This is a genomic window from Streptomyces sp. NPDC054047 (genome assembly GCF_055585065.1).
This window is the reverse complement of record NZ_JBVJKV010000001.1, coordinates 335,919-357,445: the sequence shown is the minus strand read 5'-3', so window position 1 is coordinate 357,445 and position 21,527 is coordinate 335,919. Positions and strand designations below refer to the sequence as shown.

Here is a 21,527-nt window from a genome sequence, read left to right as displayed (position 1 = left end):
TACTAGTCGAGCCCGGGGCCCCCGTCGAGGGCCTATTCACGCCCGATCGGTGCCAGTACCGCGCCGGTGAGACGGGCGAGGTCGCCGGGGGCCAGCTCCACTTCCAGACCCCTGCGGCCCGCGGAGACACAGATCGTGGCGTGCGCGGAGGCCGAGTCGTCCAGGACCGTGCGGAGCTTCTTGCGCTGGCCGAGCGGCGAGATGCCGCCCCGCACGTACCCCGTGGTGCGCTCGGCGGCCGCGGGGTCCGCCATCACCGCGCGCTTGCCGGAGACCGCCGTGGCCAGGGCCTTGAGGTTCAAGGTGCCCGCCACGGGGACCACGGCCACCGTCAGCTCGCCGTCGACCTCCGCCACCAGGGTCTTGAAGACCCGGTCGGGGGAGACGCCCATGGCCTGCGCCGCCTCCTCGCCGTACGAGGGGTGCGCGGGGTCGTGTTCGTAGGCGTGCACGGTGTAGTCGGCGCCCGCCGCGGTGAGGGCGACCGTCGCGGGGGTGCCGCCCGTGCCCGACTGCTTCTTCTGCTTCTTCGCCAAAGCGCTCGCGCCTTACGTCAGTTGCGGCTCGTTCAGTTGAGGCTCGTGGTGCCGCGCGTGAGGTCCGTCGCGGGCAACGACGGCAGATTACGGATGATCGCGGTCTCGGCGCGAAGGAGTTTCAGCTCCTCGTGCAGGCGCGAGGCCGTGTCCGGCGCCTCCAGGAGCCGCTGCTTGGTGGGGGTGTCGAGGACGGCAGCGGCGGCGACCAGATACGACACCACGGACGGGTCGTCCGGCAGGTCGGCGCCCGTGGAGAGGGACCGCTCGCGCGCCCCGGCGAGCCGCTTCTGGTAGGCGCGGAACGCCCGCAGCACGCCCGCCGCCAGCGCGCCGGCCTCCTCGCCCGGCTCCTCGGGCAGCTCCTCGACCTCGGCGGTCAAGAAGGCGCCCGACGCGTCGACCGAGTGCAGGCGCACGCGCGAGGTGCCGGTGGCGAGGACCTCGAAGCCGCCGTCGGCGCGCTCCCTGATCGTCGCCGCGTCCGCCACGCAGCCCACCGCGTGGAAGGCCTTGAGCGGGTCGTCGCCGAAGCCGGCGGTCGGCCCCTGTTCGGGCTGGGCGGTGGGGTCGGGCAGGCCCGGGGCGCTCGGCGCCACCTCGAGCCCGTCACGGATCGCGACGACCGCGAAGAGGCGCTGCTCCTCTTCGGGAGTCTTGAGCAGGTCGCGCATCATGGCGCGATAACGCTCCTCGAACACGTTCAGCGGGAGCACGAGTCCCGGGAACAGCACCGAGTTGAGCGGGAAGAGCGGAAGCCGGACGGTGGTCACGAGCCTCAAGCCTAATGGTCGCCGGAGCGGGGACGTCCGCCACCGGTGCGCAGCGGGGTCTCGGAGGCCACCTCGATGCGGATGCCGTCGCGCAGTTCGAGGAACTGGCCCAGTGGATCGTCGGCCATCCGGTCCCAGGGGAAGGACGTCGCGTGCGGCCCGATGAGGCGCACCTGTTCGAGGGCGTCGGTCCACCGCTCCAGGCGTACGAGGACGTAGGTGAGGAGGTTGCGCACCTCCGCGGGCCAGGGGTCCCCGGCGTCGTACTCGTGGGAGACGGCGATCCCGAGGTCCGCGGCGGCGTCCAGGCGCTCGCGCGGCACGCTCCCCGACGCGCTGGTGAGGTAGGCGAGCGCGGCCCGCGCGGGCAGCGCCTGGATCAGCGAGCCGGGCAGCGCGTCCCGGGCCGCGCGCTCGGCGAAGTCGAAGCACTGGCGGTGCGAGCCGTACCAGGCGGCCGACAGGTACTGGAGCGCCGAGGTGTGGCAGCCGTAGTGGTGCGAGGAGCGGTGCACCGCCTCGGCCCAGATCTCGTCGAAGACCGTGTGCGGGGCATGGGTGCCGCGCGCGTGGTCCAGGGCGATGCGCCACGGGACGGGGTCGCGCGGGTCGGCCTCGGTGGCCGCGACGAGCAGCGGCGCGCTCTCGCGCAGCAGCTCGGCGTGGGCGGGCGACTCCCAGCCGCGGACGACCGCGAGCTCGGCCTTGACGAGCAGCGCGTCCGGGTCGTGCGGCGCGGCGCACTGCCAGGCGTCGAACCACTCCGGGCGGGAGCGGGCGAAGGTGGCGAGGCGCGTGGTGTAGCGGTCGCGGTTCTCCCATTCGTTGCCCTCGCGGGTCATCGCGAGGAGCTTGGCCGCGGGGTCGTAGTCGCCCCGGCCCGCGGCGACCAGGGCGGGGCCGAGCCGGTCGTCGGGTGCGTCGAGGAGCACCTCGTCGTCGGGGGTCAGGTCGGCGGCCAGGAGGGGGGTGTTCCTGACCATTCGTGCGGTGCGGATCAGGGCGCGCAGGAGTGCCATCGTGTGGGTATTGAAAACCGCAGGTCGGGGCAGTACCAGGGGGTGGCCGGTGAAGCTTTTGCATCGGTCGTCAGGTTGCCTGCCCGATGGTCAAGGGAAGGCAAAATATCTGGCCCCCGTCAGCTGCCCTGCGGCTCCCGTCGGCTTCCCTCGGCTTTCGCCGGCTCCCTGCGGCTCCCTGCGGCTTTTCGGCCGCCCCCGGAGCCGCTCCGGCCCCGTCAGTTCCTCCGCAGCAGCCTCGTCGCCCCCGCCGCCACCGTCGTCGCGAGCACCCAGCCGAGCAAGATCAGGATCGCCGCGAACCACTGCCAGCCGCCGCGCAGCTGCCAGTAGCTGTCCTGGCCGAGGTTGATGACCGGGAGCAGCAGGTCGAGGGAGAAGAGCGCGGGGTTCCAGTTCGGGTGCTCGCCCGGTTTGATCGCCGGGTGGTCGGCGCGCGTGAAGGCCACCGCGCTCACCGCCCAGAGCACCGCCATCCACAGGGCGGCCCGGCCCGGCCGGTAGCCGTAGGCCACCGTCCAGTCCTGGGCGAAGCCCCAGAGCTTGGCCGCGAGCGGCAGGGTCTCGCGGCGGCGGCGCTGCTTGGCCAGCAGGACCTCGCGGGCGTCGGCGTCCTCGCCGCCGTTGCGCAGGACGGTGGCCAGCTTCTCGTACGGCTCGGGGTTGTACTCGGCGGTCGCCGCCGCCACCCAGGCCAGCCGCCGGGAGAGCGGGAAGCTGCCCTGCGGGACGAGGTTCTCGTAGCTGAAGCCGCCCATCTGGAGGCCGCCGGGCCCCGGCCAGCTGGTCGACTTGTCGATGAGGTTGACGACCTTGGCGCCGGACAGAATGATCTTGCCGCGCTGCGGGGCCTCGCCGAGAAAGCGCAGCTCGGGGGTCTGGACGCGGCGCAGCGACACCTCCTGGTCGTTCTCCAGGGTGAAGCGGGCCTGGGCCAGGTCCACGGCGTCGCCGAAGCGCCCGTCGTCGAGCCTTATGCCGCCCTGGCACTCGAAGCGCTGGACGCGGGTGCCGCGCGGGGGAGTGGTGCCACTGGTCATGGGGGGATCGCCGAGCGCGGCGGGCGTCATGTAGAGCGTGCGCTCCACGGTCATCTGCGGGGCGTTGAGCGCCCGCTGGCCGTAGGGGTTGGCGAGCTTGCTGCCGCGCAGGCTGAAGGAGACGCCGACCTTCGCCCCGCGCAGGCTCAGCTGGCCGTGCGACTCCATCATCTCGGCCTGCAGGTCCTGGCCGACCGAGAGGCCGTCGCCCATGATCGAGTTGCCGCGCCGGTCGCGGTAGATCACGGCCTGGTTGATCAGCAGGTCGGTGCCGATCTGGGCGTCCGTGAGCCGCATGCCGTTGTGGATCCGGCAGCGCGGCAGATGCAGGTCGCCCTCCGTGTGCACGCGGGCCGCCTCCACGCGCGGGATCGAGCAGTTGACCAGGCGCAGGGTGGTGAACTTGGCCTCGGGGACGAGGACTTCCTTCTCGAAGCGGCAGTGCTTCAGCTCGGCGTAGGGCAGGATCTCGCCGCCCGCGAGATCGAGCACGTCCGTGATCTGGAGGCCCGAGAGCTTCAGCGACGAGACCCGGCCGGAGAGCGCGGGCGGCCCTTCGAGCAGCAGCCAGCACACGATGCGGGCGCGCACGCTGCGCTCGGGACCCCAGGGGTGGCCGCCGTGCGGATCGTCCGCCATCGCGTCCCCCGACCGGAGGTCGTAGACGCTGCCGTTGCGGAAGGCCTGCCACATGCCGATCTCGGCGGCAGTCAGTCCGTCCGGCGGGTCCCCGATGCCGGTGTCGTCGACCACTGCTGTTGTCCTCCCCGTACTGCGATCCCGTGCCGCGATGCGCCCGTGTCTCGTACACCTGTTTCATGCCCGTTCCGTGACGGCCTGAACGCTAGTGGTGAACGGTGTCTTCCGGGATCTATATCAGCCAGTGATACGGCGTTCGACCCGCAATCAGGGTCTGCGAGAATTGGCCCTGTGATCTCCCGAATCGATCTGCGCGGCGACGCCCTCCCCGAGGGCCCCGCCCTGCGCGCCCTGCTGCCCCGTGCCGACTTCGACGTCGCGGCCGCCCTGGAGAAGGTGCGGCCCATCTGCGAGGACGTGCATCATCGTGGCGACGCGGCGCTGATCGACTACGCGGAGAGGTTCGACGGGGTGGTCCTGACGCGGATCCGCGTCCCCGCGAGCGCCATCGCCGAGGCCCTGACCGGCCTCGACCCACTCGTGCGCGAGGCGCTCGAGGAGTCGATCCGGCGGGCCCGCATCGTCCACCGCGAGCAGCGCCGCGCCCCGCACACCACGCAGGTCGTGCCCGGCGGCACGGTCACCGAGAAGTGGGTCCCGGTCGAGCGCGTGGGGCTGTACGCCCCGGGCGGCCGCTCCGTGTACCCGTCCTCCGTGATCATGAACGCCGTCCCGGCGCAGGAGGCGGGCGTCGAGTCGATGGCGCTCGCGTCCCCGCCGCAGAAGGACTTCGGCGGCCTCCCGCACCCGACGATCCTCGCCGCCTGCGCGCTCCTGGGCATCGACGAGGTGTACGCCGTGGGCGGCGCCCAGGCCGTCGCCATGTTCGCGTACGGCACCGAGACCTGCGCACCCGCCGACATGGTCACCGGACCCGGCAACATCTGGGTCGCCGCCGCCAAGCGCTACTTCACCGGACGCATCGGCATCGACACCGAGGCGGGCCCGACCGAGATCGCGGTCCTCGCCGACGACACGGCCGACGCCGTGCACGTGGCGTCCGACCTGATCAGCCAGGCCGAGCACGACCCGCTCGCGGCAGCCGTCCTGGTCACCGACTCCGTGGCCCTGGCCGACGCGGTCGCCAAGGAGCTGGAGCCGCAGGTCGCGGCGACCAAGCACGTCGAGGACCGGATCGTCCCCGCCCTGGAGGGCAGGCAGTCCGCGATCGTCCTGGTCGACGGCCTGGAGGAGGGCCTGCGCGTCGTGAACGCGTACGGCGCCGAGCACCTGGAGATCCAGACCGCGGACGCCGCCGCCGTCGCGGAGCGCGTGACGAACGCGGGCGCGATCTTCGTCGGACCGTGGGCGCCCGTCTCGCTCGGCGACTACTGCGCCGGGTCCAACCACGTCCTGCCGACGGGCGGCTGCGCCTGCCACTCCTCGGGGCTCAGCGTCCAGTCCTTCCTGCGCGGCATCCACATCGTCGACTACACGCGTGACGCGCTCGCCGACGTGGCCCGCCACGTGGTGACGCTCGCCGAGGCCGAGGACCTGCCGGCGCACGGCGCGGCGATCAAGGCCCGGTTCGGATGGAAGGTGCCGGAGACCAAGTGACCCACATCGACGACCTTCCGGTACGCGACGAGCTGCGCGGCAAGTCCCCCTACGGCGCGCCCCAGCTCGACGTACCCGTACGACTGAACACGAACGAGAACCCCTACCCGCTCCCCGACGCCCTCGTCGAGCGCATCGCCGAGCGCGTCCGCGATGCGGCCCGCGACCTCAACCGCTACCCCGACCGCGACGCGGTCGAGCTGCGCACCGAGCTCGCGCGCTACCTCACGGACACCGGCGGCCACGAGGTCACCCTGGCGAACGTCTGGGCGGCCAACGGCTCGAACGAAGTCATCCAGCAGCTCCTGCAGACCTTCGGGGGGCCCGGCCGCACCGCCATCGGCTTCGAGCCCTCGTACTCGATGCACGGGCTCATCGCGCGCGGCACCGGCACGGGCTGGATCTCCGGCCCCCGCGGCGACGACTTCACGATCGACGTCGAGGCGGCGACGAGGACCATCGCCGAGAACCGGCCCGACGTCGTCTTCATCACCACGCCCAACAACCCCACGGGCAACGCCGTCTCCGGCGACACGGTCCTCGCGCTCTACGAAGCCGCGCAGGCCGCCAAGCCGTCGATGGTGGTCGTGGACGAGGCGTACGTCGAGTTCAGCCACGGCGACTCGCTGCTCCCGCTGCTCGCGGGACGGCCGAACCTCGTGATCTCCCGCACCATGTCGAAGGCCTTCGGAGCGGCCGGGCTGCGCCTGGGCTACCTCGCGGCCGACCCGGCGGTCGTCGACGCCGTACAGCTCGTACGCCTGCCGTACCACCTGTCGGCCGTCACGCAGGCCACCGCGCTCGCCGCCCTGGAGCACACCGACACGCTCCTGAAGTACGTCGAGCAGCTGAAGCGGGAGCGCGACCGCCTGGTGGGCGAGCTGCGTGCGATCGGCTATGAAGTGACCGACTCCGACGCCAACTTCGTGCAGTTCGGGCGATTCGAAGATTCCCACACGGTCTGGCAGCGGATCCTCGACCGGGGCGTCCTGGTCCGGGACAACGGAGTACCGGGCTGGCTGCGCGTCAGCGCAGGAACCCCCGAAGAGAACGACGCGTTCCTCGATGCGGTACGCGAACTGAAGAAGGAGCAGCAGGCATGAGCCGCGTTGGACGGGTCGAACGCACCACCAAGGAGACGTCGGTCCTCGTCGAGATCGATCTCGACGGCACCGGCAAGGTCGAGGTGTCGACGGGTGTCGGCTTCTACGACCACATGCTCGACCAGCTCGGCCGCCACGGCCTCTTCGACCTCACGGTCAAGACCGAGGGCGACCTGCACATCGACACGCACCACACCATCGAGGACACCGCCCTCGCCCTGGGCGCCGCCTTCAAGCAGGCGCTCGGCGACAAGGTGGGCATCTACCGCTTCGGCAACTGCACGGTCCCGCTGGACGAGTCGCTCGCCCAGGTGACCGTCGACCTCAGCGGCCGCCCCTACCTCGTGCACACCGAGCCCGAGACCATGGCGCCGATGATCGGCACGTACGACACGACGATGACCCGGCACATCCTGGAGTCCTTCGTCGCGCAGGCCCAGATCGCCCTGCACGTGCACGTGCCCTACGGCCGCAACGCCCACCACATCGTGGAGTGCCAGTTCAAGGCCCTCGCCCGCGCGCTGCGCTACGCGTCCGAGCGCGACCCGCGTGCCGCCGGGATCCTCCCCTCCACGAAGGGCGCGCTGTAAAGCCATGACCGGTCTCAACACCATCCTGATCGTCGTCGGTCTCTTCCTGGTCGGCGGCATCATCTCCTTCGTCAAGCAGGGGATGCCCAAGAGCCTGATCACGCTGCTCTCCATCGGCGCGGCCATGTGCATCGTCGCGGGCGTCATGCGGCTCGACTACTGGAACTGAGGGGAGCTGATCCACGTATGACCGCTCCCAAGAAGGTCGTCGTCTTCGACTACGGCTTCGGGAACGTCCGTTCCGCCGAGCGCGCCCTCGCGCGCGCGGGCGCGGAGGTCGAGATAACCCGTGACTACGACACGGCCATGAACGCCGACGGTCTCCTCGTCCCCGGTGTCGGCGCCTTCGCCGCCTGCATGCAGGGGCTCAAGGAGGCGCGCGGCGACTGGATCGTGGGCCGCAGGCTCGCGGGCGGCCGCCCCGTGATGGGCATCTGCGTGGGCATGCAGATCCTCTTCGCGCGCGGCATCGAGCACGATGTGGAGGCCGAGGGCCTCGACGAGTGGCCCGGCACCGTCGAGCCGCTCAAGGCCGACATCGTCCCGCACATGGGCTGGAACACGGTCCAGGCGCCCGAGGGCTCGCAGCTGTTCGCGGGCCTGGACGCCGACGCCCGCTACTACTTCGTGCACTCGTACGCCGTGCACCACTGGGACTTCGAGGCGGGCAACCCCGCCTTCCGCGCCCCGAAGGTCGCCTGGACCACGCACGGCGAGCCCTTCGTGGCCGCCGTCGAGAACGGCGCGCTGTGGGCCACGCAGTTCCACCCCGAGAAGTCCGGCGACGCCGGCGCCCAGCTCCTCACCAACTGGATCGGAACCCTCTAGGAATGTCAGGGATCTCTGTGAGCAAGCTCGAACTCCTTCCCGCCGTCGACGTCCGCGACGGCCAGGCCGTGCGCCTCGTCCACGGCGAGTCCGGATCGGAGACCTCCTACGGCTCCCCGCTGGAGGCCGCCCTCTCCTGGCAGCGGTCGGGCGCCGAGTGGCTGCACCTGGTCGACCTGGACGCCGCGTTCGGCACCGGCGACAACCGCGCGCTGATCGCCGAGGTAGCGGGCGCCATGGACATCAAGGTCGAGCTGTCCGGCGGCATCCGCGACGACGACACGCTCGCCGCGGCCCTGGCCACCGGCTGCACCCGCGTGAACCTGGGCACCGCCGCCCTGGAGACCCCGGAGTGGGTCGCCAAGGTCATCGCCGAGCACGGCGACAAGATCGCGGTGGGCCTGGACGTGCGCGGCACGACCCTGCGCGGCCGCGGCTGGACCCGCGACGGCGGCGACCTCTACGAAACCCTTGAGCGCCTCGACTCCGAGGGCTGCGCCCGCTACGTCGTCACCGACATCGCCAAGGACGGCACGCTCCAGGGCCCGAACCTGGAGCTCCTGCGCAACGTCTGCGCGGCCACGGACCGCCCGGTGGTGGCCTCCGGCGGCGTCTCGTCCCTGGACGACCTGCGCGCGATCGCCGAGCTCGTCCCGCAGGGCGTCGAGGGCGCCATCGTCGGCAAGGCGCTGTACGCGAAGGCCTTCACGCTCGAAGAGGCCCTCGCGGCGGTGGCGTCGTCATGAGTGACGTCGTCCGCAGGGTGAGCTCGGGCGGACCGTGGGAGGAGGCGATCGGCTACTCCCGCGCCGTCGAGCTGCCCAACGGCCTTGTCCTGGTGTCGGGCTGCACGTCGGTGGTGGACGGCGTGATAGACGCCGGAACCCCCTACGAGCAGGCGGCCAACGCCTTCCACGTGGCCATCGAGGCGCTGAAGAAGCTGGGCCTGGGCCGCGAGCACGTCGTACGCACCCGTATGTACCTGACGCACGCGCGGGACGTGGAGGAGGTGGGCCGGGCCCACAAGGAGCTCTTCGACGACGTCCGCCCCGCCGCGTCGATGCTCATCGTCTCCGGCTTCATCGACCCGAGCCTGGTCGTCGAGGTCGAGGTCGAGGCGTACGGCCCGCGGGCAGGGGTGACGGCATGACCCTCTCCGTACGCGTGATCCCCTGCCTGGACGTGGACAACGGCCGCGTCGTCAAGGGCGTCAACTTCCAGAACCTGCGCGACGCGGGCGACCCCGTCGAGATGGCCAAGGTGTACGACGCCGAGGGCGCCGACGAGCTCACCTTCCTGGACATCACCGCGTCCTCCGGCAACCGCGAGACGACGTACGACGTGGTCCGCCGCACCGCCGAGCAGGTCTTCATCCCGCTCACGGTGGGCGGCGGCGTCCGCACCGCCGAGGACGTCGACAAGCTGCTGCGCGCGGGCGCGGACAAGGTGGGCGTGAACACGGCCGCCATCGCCCGCCCGGAGCTGATCCGCGAGATCGCGGAGCGTTTCGGGCGCCAGGTGCTCGTCCTCTCGGTGGACGCGAGGCGCACTCCGTCCGGGAGCTTCGAGGTCACCACCCACGGCGGCCGCAAGTCCGCTGGGATCGACGCCGTCGAATGGGCGCACCAGGCCGCCGAGTTGGGCGCGGGCGAGATCTTGCTCAACTCGATGGACGCGGACGGCACGAAGGACGGCTACGACATCGAGATGATCGCGGCGGTACGCCGTCACGTCACCGTCCCGGTGATCGCGTCCGGCGGCGCGGGCCGCCTGGAACACTTCCCGCCCGCGATCGCGGCGGGCGCGGACGCGGTGCTCGCCGCGTCGGTCTTCCACTTCGGTGATCTGCGGATCGGCGAGGTGAAGGACGCCCTGCGGGAGGCGGGCAACCCGGTCCGCTGAGCGGTTCCTCGCACAAGCCCTGGTCACTGGGTGGCCAGGGCTTTGCGTCGCCCAGATAGGAAGGGAAACTTGCGCAATTTATATTGCGCAAGTTTTCTTTTCTATCTACGGTGAAGCCATGAACGACAAGCAGCCCGAGCCCAATCCCAAGCCCAAGCGTGAAGAGTCCCGCCGCATCACCGACGTCGGCACGCTCAAGGCCTTCGGGCATCCGCTGCGTCTGAAGGTCTACGGCACGCTGCGGGTGGCGGGCCCGTCGACCGCGTCCCAACTCGCCTCGCAGGTCGACGAGGCCGTCTCACTGGTCAGCTACCACCTCCGCAAGCTGGCGGAGCACGGCCTGATCGTGGAGGCGGAGGTGCAGAGCGGGGACGCGCGGGAGCGATGGTGGCAGGCGGCGCAGGACACCCTGAGCTTCCGGCACGAGGACTTCAAGGACACGCCGGAGGGGGCGGCCACGCACACGGCCGTCGTCCGCGCTCTGATCGCCCAGCGGGAGGAGCAGTACAACACCTATCTGGACCAGCAGGCGGCCTGGGGCGCCGAGTGGCGCACGGCGGCGGACCAGTCGGACTTCCTCGCCCGCCTCAACCCCGCCGAACTCACCCGGCTCAACGCCGAGATCCACGCCCTGGTCAAGACGTACGAGGAGCAGGGCAAGGCCGCCGAGGCGGCGGGCGACACCGAGGGGCGCGAGAACGTCGCGGTGCATCTGGCCAGTTTCCCGTTCCGGATCTGAGAGGGCGGCGCCATGACCACCACCGGCATACGTACGGCTCCCGTCCCCGCCCCCGAGAAGCCCGCGTACCGGGACGCCAACGTCCTGCGCTGGCTCGGCGCGTACAGCGCGTCCGCGGTTGGCGACAACGTCTACTACCTCGCGCTCTCCTGGGCCGCCCTCCAGTCCGGAAGCCCTGCGCAGGCGGGCGTGGTCATGGCCGTCAGCGCCGTGCCGCGTGCGCTCCTGATGCTGGGCGGCGGGGTCGTCGCCGACCGGTTCGGGCCGCGCAAGGTCGTCATCGGCAGCGACGCGGTCCGGTGCGTCGCGGTGTTCGCGGTGGCGGGGGCGCTCATCGGGACGAGCCCCGGGGTGTGGCTGCTCGTCGCGCTCGGGTTCGTCTTCGGTGTGGTCGACGCGCTGTTCATGCCTGCCGTGGGCGCGCTGCCCGCACGCATCACCGTGCGGCACCAGCTGGCGCGCGTGCAGGGCATGCGGGGCCTGGTGATCCGGCTCGCCAACGTGGTGGGGGCGCCGCTCGGCGGCCTCGGCGTGGCACTCGGCGGGGCGGCCACGGCCTTCGGCGTCGCCGGGCTGCTCTTCGCGGTGTCGCTGCCGCTGCTGGTGTCCGTCCGCATGGCCGAGCTGCCCGCAGAGGAGACGGCGCAGGGCGGCAGGACCGCGTGGAGCGAACTGGGCGACGGGCTCCGGTACATCCGACGCCACCGCGTCCTGGCCCCGCTGATGGTGGTCGTCGCCCTGGGGGATCTCGGCTTCGTCGGACCCCTGAACATCGGGCTCACCATGCTGGCCGACGAGCGCGGCTGGGGTGCGTCGGGGATGGGCGTGGTGCTCGCCGGGTTCGGCCTGGGGGCAGGGGTGTCGGCGCTGCTGCTGACCGTGCGGGGGAGGCTGCCGCGGGCGGGCCTCGTGCTGTCCGGGACGTGTGCCGTGGGGGCCGCGGGGATCGCCGCCGTGGCTTATCTGCCGAGCCTGCCGGTCGCGGCCGGGGTGGCGCTCCTGGTCGGTCTCCTGGTGGGACTCACCGGTGCCCTGTCCTCGGCGCTGGTGCAGACCGAGTCGGACCCCGCGTACATCGGCCGGGTCACCGCGGTCGCCGGCCTCGTCAGCCTGGGCGTGGCGCCGCTGACGTACCCCCTGACGGGATGGGCCGTGGGCGTCTGGGGGACGGCCCCCGTGTTCACCGCCAGCGCGGCGACCTGCGCGCTCGCCGGTCTCTACGGGCTGGGCTCGCGAGGGCTTCGTGCGGCCGAGCTGCCGACCACCCCGGCCGTGACCGCCCCGCCCCGGCCATGACACACGGCCGGGCAACGGAGCCGGGGGAGGCCTACGCCTTGGTCTCCATCAGCTGCACCAGATTCCCCACCGTGTCGTCAAGCACCGCGGTGATCACCGGCCCCTGCTCCTCCGGCCCCTGGGCGAACCGCACCCCGAGGCCCCGCAGCCGCTCGTGCTCGGCCCGTACGTCGTCGACCCCGAAGACGATGCACGGGATTCCCGCCTCGTGCAGCGCCTTGCGGTAGGGCTCCGCGATGGGGCCCTCGCCCGGTTCGAGGAGCAGTTCCACATCGCCCTGACCGCCCGCCGCCCCCACGGTGACGAACACCTGCCCGCCCACCATGTCCACGTGGTGGCGGGTCTCGAAGCCGAGTACGTCCGTGTAGAAGGCGTGGGCTCTGGCCACGTCGTCGACGTACACGCCGGTCATGGCGATCTTGATCATCAGATGCCCAGTTGCTTCGTCTCGTGCAGTCGGGCGATCGCGTCCTTGTCCCCGTCCAGCTCGACGTCGGCCGCGTCCTGCCGTCCGTGCACGAACATCAGCAGCTCGGACGGCTCTCCGGTCACCGTCACCACGGGAGTGCCGCGGTGCGCCACCGCCGTCTGGCCGTCCGGGCGCCGCAGGACCACGCCCACCGGAGCCTTGCGGCCCACCAGGCGGGCCATCTTCTCCAGGCGGGACCACAGGGCGTCCGCGAAGACCGGGTCGAGCTCGCGCGGCGTCCAGCCGGGCCGGGCGCGGCGCACGTCCTCGGTGTGTACGTAGAACTCGACGGCGTTCGACGCCTCGTCGATCTGCTTGAGGGAGAAGGGGGAGAAGCGCGGCGGCCCCGTCCTGATCAGTTGGATCAGTTCCTCGTAGGGCTTCGCGGCGAACTCCGCCTGCACCCGTTCGAGACGCGAGGCCAGCTGTTTGATCACCAGCCCGCCCGCGGCGTCCGCGCGGCGCTCGCGGACCACCACATGGGCCGCGAGATCACGGGTGTTCCAGCCCTCACAGAGGGTGGGGGCATCGGGACCCTCGGCCTCCAACAGGTCGGCGAGGAGAAGTCGTTCACGCTTGGCATGGGTCGACATGCCACCCAGCCTACGACTCGGTACGGGGTCCGCCCAGTGGACGTGGCCCGGCGGGGCCCCGAGGGCGCGGCACAATGGGTCCATGACCGCCACGCCCCCGCCCAGCAGCCTCGACCCCGAGATCGCCGCCCGCCTCAAGCGCGGCGCGGACGGACTCGTCCCCGCCGTCGCCCAGCAGTACGACACCGGCGAGGTGCTGATGCTCGGCTGGATGGACGACGAGGCGCTGCACCGCACGCTCACCACGGGCCGCTGCACGTACTGGTCGCGCAGCCGCCAGGAGTACTGGGTCAAGGGCGACACGTCCGGGCACTTCCAGTACGTGAAGTCCGTGGCCCTGGACTGCGACGCGGACACCGTCCTGGTCCAGGTCGACCAGATCGGCGCCGCCTGTCACACGGGCACCCGCACGTGCTTCGACTCCGACTCCCTCACGGTGTCCTTCACCGGCATCGGAGAGTGATCGTCTCGCCGTCCCGCAGCACGATGCGGGACGGATCGCCGGCCCAGGCGCGCCCGGCGACATCGGCGCGGCACTTCTCCCGTACGCCGCTCACGCCCCACTCGGTCATGAACTGACCCAGGGTGAAGTCCCGCCACTCCTCCGACTCCACGTGCAGGGTGCCCGTCGTGTCGTGCGTGTGCAGCGGGCTGTAGCGGGGCCTGGGGCCCGAGCGGTCGATGCCGATGTCCGCGGGGACCGTGACGGGACTGCGGCCGGAGAACACCTTCAGGGTGGTGTGGATGTGCATGTCCATCGCCTCGGAGTCGAGCATCGTCAGGCCCGCGGCCCGCACCCTCTCGGGTACGTCCTTGGGGGCGGGCCACACCACGGGCTCGGGTGCGGCGGCCGCGAACGCGGTCGACGCGAGGAGGAGGGCGAGGGCGGGCAGCGTACGGCGGTTGGTCATCGTCCCGTTCTAGTGGCCGGTGTTCCACCTGTCGGCCAGAAACACCGGCGGCCACCCGCACGGCCGTAAGCTCCTCCCATGGATCTCGAGACCTTCCGCAAGCTCGCGAGCGACCGCCGAGTGATCCCCGTCAGCCGCAGGCTCCTCGCGGACGGCGACACTCCGGTCGGGCTCTACCGCAAGCTGGCCGCAGAGCGGACCGGCACGTTCCTCCTGGAGTCCGCGGAGAACGGCCGCTCTTGGTCTCGCTACTCCTTCGTAGGCGTCCGCAGCGCCGCCACCCTGACCACCCGCGACGGCGACGCCCACTGGCTGGGCACCCCGCCCGTCGGCGTCCCCACTTCCGGTGACCCGCTCGACGCCCTGCGTGCCACCGTCGAGGCCCTGCACACACCGCGCGACCTGGCGTCCGGGATGCCGCCCTTCACCGGCGGGATGGTCGGATACCTCGGCTACGACATCGTGCGGCGCCTGGAGAAGATCGGCCCCGGTGAGCGCGACGACCTCCAGCTGCCCGAGCTGACCATGCTGCTCACCAGCGATCTCGCCGTACTCGACCACTGGGACGGCTCGGTGCTCCTGCTCGCCAACGCGATCAACCACAACGACCTTCAGACGGGCGTCGACGAGGCGTACGCCGACGCGGTGGCCCGGCTCGACGCCATGGAGGCCGACCTGTCGCGGGCCGTCTCGCAGCCCCCGGCCGCCCTCCCGCCGTCCGAGCTCCCGGCGTACACCGCGCTGTGGGGCGGCGAGCAGTACCAAGAGGCCGTCGAGGACATCAAGGAGCGCATCCGCGCGGGCGAGGCCTTCCAGGTCGTGCCCTCGCAGCGCTTCGAAACCCCTTGTGACGCCAGCGCGTTGGACGTCTACCGCGTGCTGCGGGCCACCAACCCCTCGCCGTACATGTACCTCTTCCGCTTCGACGGGTTCGACGTCGTCGGCTCGTCGCCCGAGGCCCTCGTCAAGGTCGAGGACGGGCGCGCCATGGTGCACCCCATCGCGGGCACCCGGCCGCGCGGCGCGACCCCGCAGGAGGACCAGGCGCTCGCCGACGAGCTGCTCGCCGACCCCAAGGAGCGGGCCGAGCACCTGATGCTGGTCGACCTGGGCCGCAACGACCTGGGGCGCGTCTGCGAGCCGGGCTCCGTCGAGGTCGTCGACTTCATGTCCATCGAGCGGTACTCGCACGTCATGCACATCGTGTCGACCGTCACGGGACGGGTCGCCGAGGGACGCACCGCCTTCGACGTGCTCACCGCCTGCTTCCCCGCGGGCACCCTCTCCGGCGCCCCCAAGCCCCGCGCGATGCAGATCATCGACGAGCTCGAACCCTCCCGGCGCGGCCTGTACGGCGGCTGTGTCGGATATCTCGACTTCGCCGGCGACTCCGACACCGCCATCGCCATCCGCACCGCGCTCCTGCGCAAGGGCACGGCATACGTCCAGGCCGGAGCCGGGGTCGTTGCCGACTCCGATCCCGTCGCCGAGGACACCGAGTGCCGCAACAAGGCGGCGGCGGTCCTGCGGGCCGTCCACACGGCCAACCGGCTGCGGCGCCCCGACGGACGTGAGGGATAGTGGAGGCGTGACTTCTGCTGTACCACCGCCCCGCACCCAGGCCGCCGACGCCGCCGAGCCCGACGCAGAGCCCGAGACCCGGGCCCAGCGCAGCGGCCGACGCAGCATCGCCGTGGCCCTGCTGTTCGGCGCAGTCGGCGCGGCCCTCGCCCTGCTCGCGTCCCGCCAGACGTGGGCCAACGGCACCGCTTCGGTGGCCGGCGGCGACCTGCCGCTGAGCGCCACGGGCAGCGATGTCACGGGCGTGCCCGCGGCCCTGGCGATAGTGGGGCTCGCCGCGCTCGTCGCCGTCTTCGCCGTCCGCAAGGCCGGCCGGACGCTGGTCTCGCTGCTGCTCGCGCTGAGCGGCGCGGGCACCGTGGCCGCCGCCCTGCTCGCCGCGAACGACAGCGGCGCGCTCGACGAGAAGGCCGCCGAGGCCTCCGGCGACACCGCCGCCACGATCGGTGATCTCAGCCACACGGCCTGGCCCTACGCCGCGGCCGGCGCGGGCGTGCTGCTCCTGATCGCCGGACTGCTCGCCCTCACGTACGGCAGGTCCTGGCCCGCGATGTCGGGACGCTACGAACGCGACGGCGCGCCGCGTCCGCGCAAGGCGCCGCCCACGGTCGACCCCAACCGGCCCGAGGACCTGTGGAAGGCCCTGGACCGCGGCGAGGACCCGACGCGCGAGGCATGACCCCGCGCTCACGGCACGCGCGCGAGTACGGGACAATGGAGCGGTGAGCGTTCGGCTCACCCCACGCATCACCACCACGCATACAGCAACGAGGAGCAAGTCATGGCGGGCACGAGCCACGGACACACCCCGGCCGCCTGGACCGGTGTCATCATCGCCTTCATCGGTTTCTGCGTATCGGGTGCCTTCATGGTGATGGCCAACCCGCTGGGCTTCTGGGCCGGCATGGTCATCGTCGCCGCCGGTGGCGTCGTGGGCATGGTCATGCGCGCCGCGGGCCTCGGCCAGGCGAAGCGCCAGCGGCAGCCGCAGGGTCAGCTCGCGCACTCCGAGGGCTGAGCTCCACCGACGCACGTGGGAGGCGGTCCCGGCAGGCGCCGGGGCGGCCTCCTTTTTCGCGTTTCCCTGCCGGGCACGGGCCACCGCCGAAGGGCAGAATGCATCGGGTGAACGCTGAACCCGGGAGCGCGGCACCACCCGCCGGCACCGCACTGCGCAGGCTGGCCGTGCCCGTCGGCGTGCTCGGCTCGGTGATCGCCGCCTTCGCCTACGTCGGGACGGTCGACCCGAACGAGCCGGGGCACTACCCCACCTGTCCGCTGCTCCAGCTCACCGGCGTGTTCTGCCCCGGCTGCGGCGGACTGCGCAGCGCCCACGCCTTCGTCCACGGCGACCTCACCGCGGCACTGGGCGCCAACGCGCTCGCCGTCGTCGGGTACGGCGTCTTCGCTGTGGTGTGGAGCCTCTGGGCGGCCCGCGCGGCGCGCGGACGACGGCTGCGGATCGAGTTGGGGCCCGTACAGCTGTACGGAATCGGCGTGCTGATCGCCGTGTTCACCCTCGTGCGCAATCTGCCGTTCGGGGCATGGCTGCACCCTTGACGTACGACGAAACCGCAGGCCGCAGCGGTGCGGAGTGTCCAGGACGTGGGACTGGCGTCAACCGGATGCGGGGCCTTCGCCCTCCTGCGGATACCATCGCAGTGACCATCGGAATGCCTGATGAGGCAGCCGACAGCTTGAGGTTCAAACAAAAGCTTCACCGTCTGGGAAGGGGGCCGCTCGCGTGAGTGTGCTCGACGAGATCATCGACGGAGTCCGTGCCGACCTCGCGGAGCGGCAGGCGCGCGTCAGCCTCGACGAGCTCAAGGAGCGCGCGGCGAAGGCTCCTGCGGCCAAGGACGGGGTCGCCGCGCTGCGCGGCGACGGCGTCAAGGTCATCTGCGAGGTCAAGCGCTCCAGCCCGTCCAAGGGCGCGCTCGCCGCGATCGCCGACCCCGCGGGACTCGCCGCCGACTACGAGGCGGGCGGCGCCGCCGTCATCTCCGTGCTCACCGAGGAGCGCCGCTTCGGCGGTTCGCTCGCCGACCTGGAGGCCGTCCGGGCCAAGGTCGACATCCCGGTGCTGCGCAAGGACTTCATCGTCACCTCGTACCAGCTGTGGGAGGCGCGGGCGTACGGCGCCGACCTCGCCCTGCTGATCGTGGCCGCCCTGGAGCAGCCCGCCCTGGAGTCGCTCATCGAGCGCGCCCATTCGATCGGCCTCACGCCGATCGTCGAGGTGCACGACGAGGACGAGGCCGAGCGGGCCGTGGACGCGGGCGCGAAGGTCATCGGCGTCAACAATCGCGACCTCAAGACCCTGAAGGTCGACCGCTCCACCTTCGAGCGCGTCGCGCCCGAGCTGCCGGACAGCGTCGTCAAGATCGCCGAGTCCGGTGTGCGCGGTCCGCACGACCTCATCGCGTTCGCCAACGCCGGCGCCGACGCGGTGCTGGTCGGCGAGTCCCTGGTGACCGGCCGCGACCCGAAGTCCGCGGTCTCCGACCTGGTCGCCGCGGGCGCGCACCCGGCCCTGCGGCACGGGCGGAGCTGACCCCTCCCGATGACCGCCTTCGCCCGCCTCGCACCCGGCTGCCGCCCTCGCGGCTGCCGGGCGCCCGCGCGGCGCGTGCGGGGCCGCAGGGTGCGGTACGTCATCGGCGATGAGCCGGGCCAGGTGAACGGGATGCGATGGCCGAGCGCCCCGTCAGGGGCGCGGGGAACTGCGCGACCAGCCACGGCGTCGCGTCGGCCGGACGAATCGTCTGCCCTTCACGGCGCGTAGCCGTCCTCACCCCGGTGGGGCTTGCTCGCGCAGTTCCCCGCGCCCCTGGCGGGGTCGATCGCATCGCAGATCACCCATTCACGCCACGTGAGGTAGAGGCATGTCCAGCGAGTACTTCCATCCCGACCCCGAGGGTCACATCCCCAGCGCCGAAGGCTACTTCGGCGCGTTCGGCGGCAAGTTCATCCCGGAGGCCCTCGTCGCCGCCGTGGACGAGGTCGCCGTCGAGTACGACAAGGCCAAGAGCGACCCCGAGTTCGCCCGCGAGCTCGACGACCTCCTGGTCAACTACACCGGCCGCCCCAGCAGCCTCACCGAAGTGCCCCGGTTCGCCGAACACGCAGGTGGCGCGCGGGTCTTCCTCAAGCGCGAGGACCTGAACCACACCGGCTCGCACAAGATCAACAACGTGCTCGGCCAGGCCCTGCTCACCAAGCGCATGGGCAAGACCCGCGTCATCGCGGAGACCGGCGCCGGACAGCACGGCGTCGCCACTGCCACCGCCTGCGCGCTCTTCGGCCTCGAATGCACCATCTACATGGGCGAGATCGACACCGAGCGCCAGGCCCTGAACGTGGCCCGCATGCGCATGCTCGGCGCCGAGGTCATCGCCGTGAAGTCCGGCAGCAGGACCCTGAAGGACGCCATCAACGAGGCGTTCCGCGACTGGGTCGCCAACGTGGACCGCACGCACTACCTCTTCGGGACCGTGGCCGGACCGCACCCCTTCCCCGCCATGGTGCGCGACTTCCACCGCGTCATCGGGGTGGAGGCCAGGCGGCAGATCCTGGAGCGCGCGGGACGGCTCCCCGACGCCGCCGTCGCGTGCGTGGGCGGTGGCTCGAACGCCATCGGCCTCTTCCACGCCTTCATCCCGGACGCCGACGTCCGGCTCATCGGGTGCGAGCCCGCGGGCCACGGCATCGGGACCGGCGAGCACGCGGCCACGCTGACCGCCGGCGAGCCGGGCATCCTGCACGGCTCCAGGTCGTACGTCCTCCAGGACGAGGAAGGGCAGATCACCGAGCCCTACTCGATCTCCGCCGGACTCGACTACCCGGGCATCGGCCCCGAGCACGCCTACCTCAAGGACAGCGGCCGCGGCGAGTACCGCGCGGTCACCGACGACGCGGCGATGCAGGCCCTGCGTCTCCTGTCGCGCACCGAGGGCATCATCCCGGCCATCGAGAGCGCCCACGCGCTCGCCGGGGCGCTCGACGTCGGCAAGGAGCTGGGCAAGGACGGGCTGATCATCATCAACCTGTCCGGGCGCGGCGACAAGGACATGGACACGGCCGCGCGCTACTTCGGCCTGTACGACACGGACGCCGCCGTCGAGGCGGACGCGGCCGGCACCGGCGCGGAGATCGAAGGGGACGCCAAGTGAGCGGCAACATCCAGCTGTTGGACGAGACTCTCGCCGCGGCCAGGTCCGAGGGCCGGTCCGCCCTCATCGCCTACCTCCCGGCCGGGTTCCCGACCGTGGACGGCGGCATCGCGGCCATCAAGGCCGTCTTCGAGGGCGGCGCCGACGTCGTGGAGGTCGGTCTGCCGCACAGCGACCCGGTCCTCGACGGTCCCGTCATCCAGACCGCCGACGACATCGCGCTCAAGGCGGGCCTGAAGATCGCCGACGTGATGCGCACGGTGCGTGAGGCGTACGAGGCGACCGGCAAGCCGGTGCTCGTCATGACGTACTGGAACCCGATCGACCGCTACGGCGTCGAGCGCTTCACCGCCGAGCTCGCCGAGGCGGGCGGCGCCGGGTGCATCCTGCCCGACCTGCCCGTCCAGGAGTCGGCGCTCTGGAGGGAGCACGCCGAGAAGCACGGCCTCGCCACGGTCTTCGTGGTCGCGCCGAGCAGCAAGGACGAGCGGCTCGCCACCATCACGGCGGCGGGATCGGGCTTCGTCTACGCGGCGTCGCTGATGGGCGTCACGGGCACCCGTGAGTCCGTCGGGGAGCAGGCGCAGGAACTGGTGCGGCGCACCAAGGCCACCACCGACCTGCCGGTCTGCGTCGGCCTCGGCGTCTCCAACGCCCGCCAGGCCGCCGAGGTCGCGGGCTTCGCCGACGGCGTGATCGTCGGCTCCGCCTTCGTCCAGCGGATGCTGGACGCCGAGGACGAGGCGGCGGGCCTTGCCGCCGTCCGCGCGCTCGCGAGTGACCTCGCCCAGGGAGTTCGCGGCAACGCGTAACTCGTACGGGTGGACCTGGGACCGGGGAGGCATGCTCGTGCCTCCCCGGTTCGTTGGCGGGGTGTGAGCGACAAGAACCGTGAGGGAAAGCGCGCGGCCCGCGACCGGCTGGCGGAAGAGCGAGAGCGGCAGAAGTCGCGGGACAAGCAGCGCAGGGTGTTGATCGTGAGCGCCGCCGTCGTGGGCGTCCTGGCGCTCGCCGCCGTGGCGGGTCTGGTCGCCGCCAACTCGGGTGACGACAAGGACACCTCGGGCCCGCTGTCCGTCCCCAAGGGGGCGACCGGCGAGGATCAGCTCGCGATCCCGGTCGGCAAGGACAGCGCCAAGTCCACCCTCACCATCTGGGAGGACTTCCGCTGCCCCGCCTGCAAGCAGTTCGAGGACACCTACCGCAGCACGATCCACGAGCTCACCGACAAGGGCCAGCTCAAGGTCGAGTACCACCTGGCGACGATCATCGACGGGAACATGGGCGGCAGCGGCTCCCTGCGCGCGGCCAACGCGGCGGCCTGCTCCCAGGACGCCGGGAAGTTCACGCCGTACCACGACGTGCTGTTCACGAACCAGCCCGCGGAGACGGACGACGCGTTCAGCAAGAACAGCAAGCTGCTCGAGCTCGCGAGCAAGGTGGACGGCCTCGTCACCGACTCCTTCAAGAAGTGCGTGAACGACGGCAAGCACGACAGCTGGGCCACGAAGTCGAACAAGGCCTTCCAGGAGGCGGGCCTGCAGGGCACGCCGAGCGTGCTCCTCGACGGCAAGAACATCTTCGGTGACCAGAAGAATCCGCTGACCCCGGCGAAGCTGAAGGCGAAGGTGGAGGAGGCGAACAGGGGCTAGGAGCCTGGGATCGGGCCTCTCGCGGGGCCCTCTCGGGAACCCCTGTCATGAACCCCTGTTATGGAGA

At 71.6% G+C, this 21,527-nt stretch carries 27 protein-coding genes; 20 read left to right on the top strand and 7 right to left on the bottom strand.

Annotation, left to right across the window (positions count from 1 at the left end):
- Window positions 1–32: 32 nt before the first annotated feature.
- The 4 genes from ybaK to ACZ6ZP_RS01665 all read right to left on the bottom strand — a co-directional run bounded on the left by ybaK (window position 33) and on the right by ACZ6ZP_RS01665 (window position 4,061).
- Window positions 33–536, bottom strand: coding sequence for a Cys-tRNA(Pro) deacylase (gene ybaK / locus ACZ6ZP_RS01680; RefSeq protein WP_361463733.1), 504 nt, complete (start codon window positions 534–536; stop codon window positions 33–35).
- 32 nt (window positions 537–568) lie between these two features.
- Window positions 569–1,309 carry an LON peptidase substrate-binding domain-containing protein gene (locus tag ACZ6ZP_RS01675; RefSeq protein WP_361463731.1) on the bottom strand — a complete coding sequence of 247 codons (741 nt, stop codon included), beginning with the start codon at window positions 1,307–1,309 and terminating at the stop codon, window positions 569–571.
- Window positions 1,310–1,320: 11 nt separating this feature from the next.
- Window positions 1,321–2,328 (bottom strand): hypothetical protein, encoded by a 1,008-nt coding sequence (locus ACZ6ZP_RS01670; RefSeq protein WP_383819499.1) that lies wholly within the window; start codon window positions 2,326–2,328, stop codon window positions 1,321–1,323.
- Between the two features lie 218 nt (window positions 2,329–2,546).
- Window positions 2,547–4,061, bottom strand: coding sequence for an oxidoreductase (locus ACZ6ZP_RS01665; protein ID WP_383819935.1), 1,515 nt, complete (start codon window positions 4,059–4,061; stop codon window positions 2,547–2,549).
- A 237-nt stretch (window positions 4,062–4,298) separates the two neighbouring features.
- On the opposite strand from ACZ6ZP_RS01665, the gene hisD reads away from it, so the two are divergent.
- From hisD to ACZ6ZP_RS01615, 10 genes are all read left to right on the top strand, one after another.
- Window positions 4,299–5,624, top strand: a complete 1,326-nt coding sequence (gene hisD / locus ACZ6ZP_RS01660; protein ID WP_361463727.1) for a histidinol dehydrogenase — start codon at window positions 4,299–4,301, stop codon at window positions 5,622–5,624.
- A complete protein-coding gene (locus ACZ6ZP_RS01655) occupies window positions 5,621–6,727 on the top strand; it encodes a histidinol-phosphate transaminase (RefSeq protein WP_351162333.1) in 1,107 nt (368 codons plus the stop codon). The genes hisD and ACZ6ZP_RS01655 overlap by 4 nt, the downstream gene beginning before the upstream one ends.
- Entirely contained in the window at window positions 6,724–7,317 is a 594-nt protein-coding gene (gene hisB, locus ACZ6ZP_RS01650; protein ID WP_135330188.1) for an imidazoleglycerol-phosphate dehydratase HisB, read from the top strand. Before ACZ6ZP_RS01655 ends, hisB begins: the two co-directional genes overlap by 4 nt.
- Before the next feature lie 4 nt (window positions 7,318–7,321).
- Complete coding sequence (locus ACZ6ZP_RS01645) at window positions 7,322–7,486, top strand: hypothetical protein (RefSeq protein ID WP_351162331.1); 165 nt, start codon at window positions 7,322–7,324, stop codon at window positions 7,484–7,486.
- Window positions 7,487–7,503: 17 nt separating this feature from the next.
- Window positions 7,504–8,145 (top strand): imidazole glycerol phosphate synthase subunit HisH, encoded by a 642-nt coding sequence (hisH, locus tag ACZ6ZP_RS01640; protein ID WP_351162329.1) that lies wholly within the window; start codon window positions 7,504–7,506, stop codon window positions 8,143–8,145.
- 17 nt (window positions 8,146–8,162) lie between these two features.
- Window positions 8,163–8,891: a bifunctional 1-(5-phosphoribosyl)-5-((5-phosphoribosylamino)methylideneamino)imidazole-4-carboxamide isomerase/phosphoribosylanthranilate isomerase PriA gene (gene priA / locus ACZ6ZP_RS01635; RefSeq protein ID WP_351162531.1), complete on the top strand. Its 729-nt coding sequence runs from the start codon at window positions 8,163–8,165 to the stop codon at window positions 8,889–8,891.
- Window positions 8,888–9,295, top strand: a complete 408-nt coding sequence (locus ACZ6ZP_RS01630) for a RidA family protein (protein WP_361463723.1) — start codon at window positions 8,888–8,890, stop codon at window positions 9,293–9,295. The genes priA and ACZ6ZP_RS01630 overlap by 4 nt, the downstream gene beginning before the upstream one ends.
- Entirely contained in the window at window positions 9,292–10,047 is a 756-nt protein-coding gene (hisF, locus tag ACZ6ZP_RS01625) for an imidazole glycerol phosphate synthase subunit HisF (protein ID WP_351162325.1), read from the top strand. Before ACZ6ZP_RS01630 ends, hisF begins: the two co-directional genes overlap by 4 nt.
- Window positions 10,048–10,165: 118 nt before the next feature.
- Entirely contained in the window at window positions 10,166–10,786 is a 621-nt protein-coding gene (locus tag ACZ6ZP_RS01620; RefSeq protein WP_361463721.1) for a helix-turn-helix domain-containing protein, read from the top strand.
- A gap of 12 nt (window positions 10,787–10,798) precedes the next feature.
- Window positions 10,799–12,082 (top strand): MFS transporter, encoded by a 1,284-nt coding sequence (locus ACZ6ZP_RS01615; RefSeq protein WP_469405187.1) that lies wholly within the window; start codon window positions 10,799–10,801, stop codon window positions 12,080–12,082.
- A gap of 31 nt (window positions 12,083–12,113) precedes the next feature.
- Here ACZ6ZP_RS01615 and ACZ6ZP_RS01610 read toward each other — a convergent pair whose 3' ends face one another.
- Together ACZ6ZP_RS01610 and ACZ6ZP_RS01605 are read right to left on the bottom strand one after the other, a co-directional pair.
- Window positions 12,114–12,509 (bottom strand): VOC family protein, encoded by a 396-nt coding sequence (locus tag ACZ6ZP_RS01610; RefSeq protein ID WP_351162319.1) that lies wholly within the window; start codon window positions 12,507–12,509, stop codon window positions 12,114–12,116.
- Complete coding sequence (locus ACZ6ZP_RS01605; protein ID WP_469405185.1) at window positions 12,509–13,144, bottom strand: TIGR03085 family metal-binding protein; 636 nt, start codon at window positions 13,142–13,144, stop codon at window positions 12,509–12,511. The genes ACZ6ZP_RS01610 and ACZ6ZP_RS01605 overlap by 1 nt, the downstream gene beginning before the upstream one ends.
- Window positions 13,145–13,226: 82 nt before the next feature.
- Between ACZ6ZP_RS01605 and hisI the strand changes: the two genes are divergently transcribed.
- A complete protein-coding gene (gene hisI / locus ACZ6ZP_RS01600) occupies window positions 13,227–13,607 on the top strand; it encodes a phosphoribosyl-AMP cyclohydrolase (RefSeq protein WP_351162315.1) in 381 nt (126 codons plus the stop codon).
- Here the strand turns inward: hisI and ACZ6ZP_RS01595 are convergent.
- Window positions 13,588–14,055, bottom strand: coding sequence for a hypothetical protein (locus ACZ6ZP_RS01595; RefSeq protein ID WP_351162313.1), 468 nt, complete (start codon window positions 14,053–14,055; stop codon window positions 13,588–13,590). The genes hisI and ACZ6ZP_RS01595 overlap by 20 nt on opposite strands.
- A 78-nt stretch (window positions 14,056–14,133) precedes the next feature.
- On the opposite strand from ACZ6ZP_RS01595, the gene ACZ6ZP_RS01590 reads away from it, so the two are divergent.
- From ACZ6ZP_RS01590 to ACZ6ZP_RS01550, 9 genes are all read left to right on the top strand, one after another.
- Complete coding sequence (locus ACZ6ZP_RS01590; RefSeq protein WP_469405182.1) at window positions 14,134–15,636, top strand: anthranilate synthase component I; 1,503 nt, start codon at window positions 14,134–14,136, stop codon at window positions 15,634–15,636.
- Window positions 15,637–15,643: 7 nt separating this feature from the next.
- On the top strand, window positions 15,644–16,315 hold the full coding sequence (locus ACZ6ZP_RS01585) for a TIGR02234 family membrane protein (protein WP_351162309.1): 672 nt from the start codon (window positions 15,644–15,646) through the stop codon (window positions 16,313–16,315).
- A gap of 102 nt (window positions 16,316–16,417) precedes the next feature.
- Window positions 16,418–16,654: an HGxxPAAW family protein gene (locus ACZ6ZP_RS01580; RefSeq protein ID WP_351162307.1), complete on the top strand. Its 237-nt coding sequence runs from the start codon at window positions 16,418–16,420 to the stop codon at window positions 16,652–16,654.
- 98 nt (window positions 16,655–16,752) lie between these two features.
- On the top strand, window positions 16,753–17,196 hold the full coding sequence (locus ACZ6ZP_RS01575) for a DUF2752 domain-containing protein (RefSeq protein ID WP_361463715.1): 444 nt from the start codon (window positions 16,753–16,755) through the stop codon (window positions 17,194–17,196).
- Between the two features lie 184 nt (window positions 17,197–17,380).
- Window positions 17,381–18,190, top strand: coding sequence for an indole-3-glycerol phosphate synthase TrpC (trpC, locus tag ACZ6ZP_RS01570; RefSeq protein WP_351162303.1), 810 nt, complete (start codon window positions 17,381–17,383; stop codon window positions 18,188–18,190).
- Window positions 18,191–18,199: 9 nt separating this feature from the next.
- Window positions 18,200–18,421, top strand: coding sequence for a tryptophan biosynthesis modulator TrpM (gene trpM / locus ACZ6ZP_RS01565; protein ID WP_383819517.1), 222 nt, complete (start codon window positions 18,200–18,202; stop codon window positions 18,419–18,421).
- A 100-nt stretch (window positions 18,422–18,521) separates the two neighbouring features.
- Window positions 18,522–19,808, top strand: a complete 1,287-nt coding sequence (trpB, locus tag ACZ6ZP_RS01560) for a tryptophan synthase subunit beta (RefSeq protein WP_351162301.1) — start codon at window positions 18,522–18,524, stop codon at window positions 19,806–19,808.
- Window positions 19,805–20,620 carry a tryptophan synthase subunit alpha gene (gene trpA, locus ACZ6ZP_RS01555; protein ID WP_361463711.1) on the top strand — a complete coding sequence of 272 codons (816 nt, stop codon included), beginning with the start codon at window positions 19,805–19,807 and terminating at the stop codon, window positions 20,618–20,620. The genes trpB and trpA overlap by 4 nt, the downstream gene beginning before the upstream one ends.
- A 63-nt stretch (window positions 20,621–20,683) precedes the next feature.
- The gene (locus ACZ6ZP_RS01550; RefSeq protein ID WP_469405180.1) at window positions 20,684–21,460 is read left to right on the top strand and encodes a DsbA family protein; all 777 of its coding nucleotides are present in this window, start codon (window positions 20,684–20,686) and stop codon (window positions 21,458–21,460) included.
- Window positions 21,461–21,527: the final 67 nt, after the last annotated feature.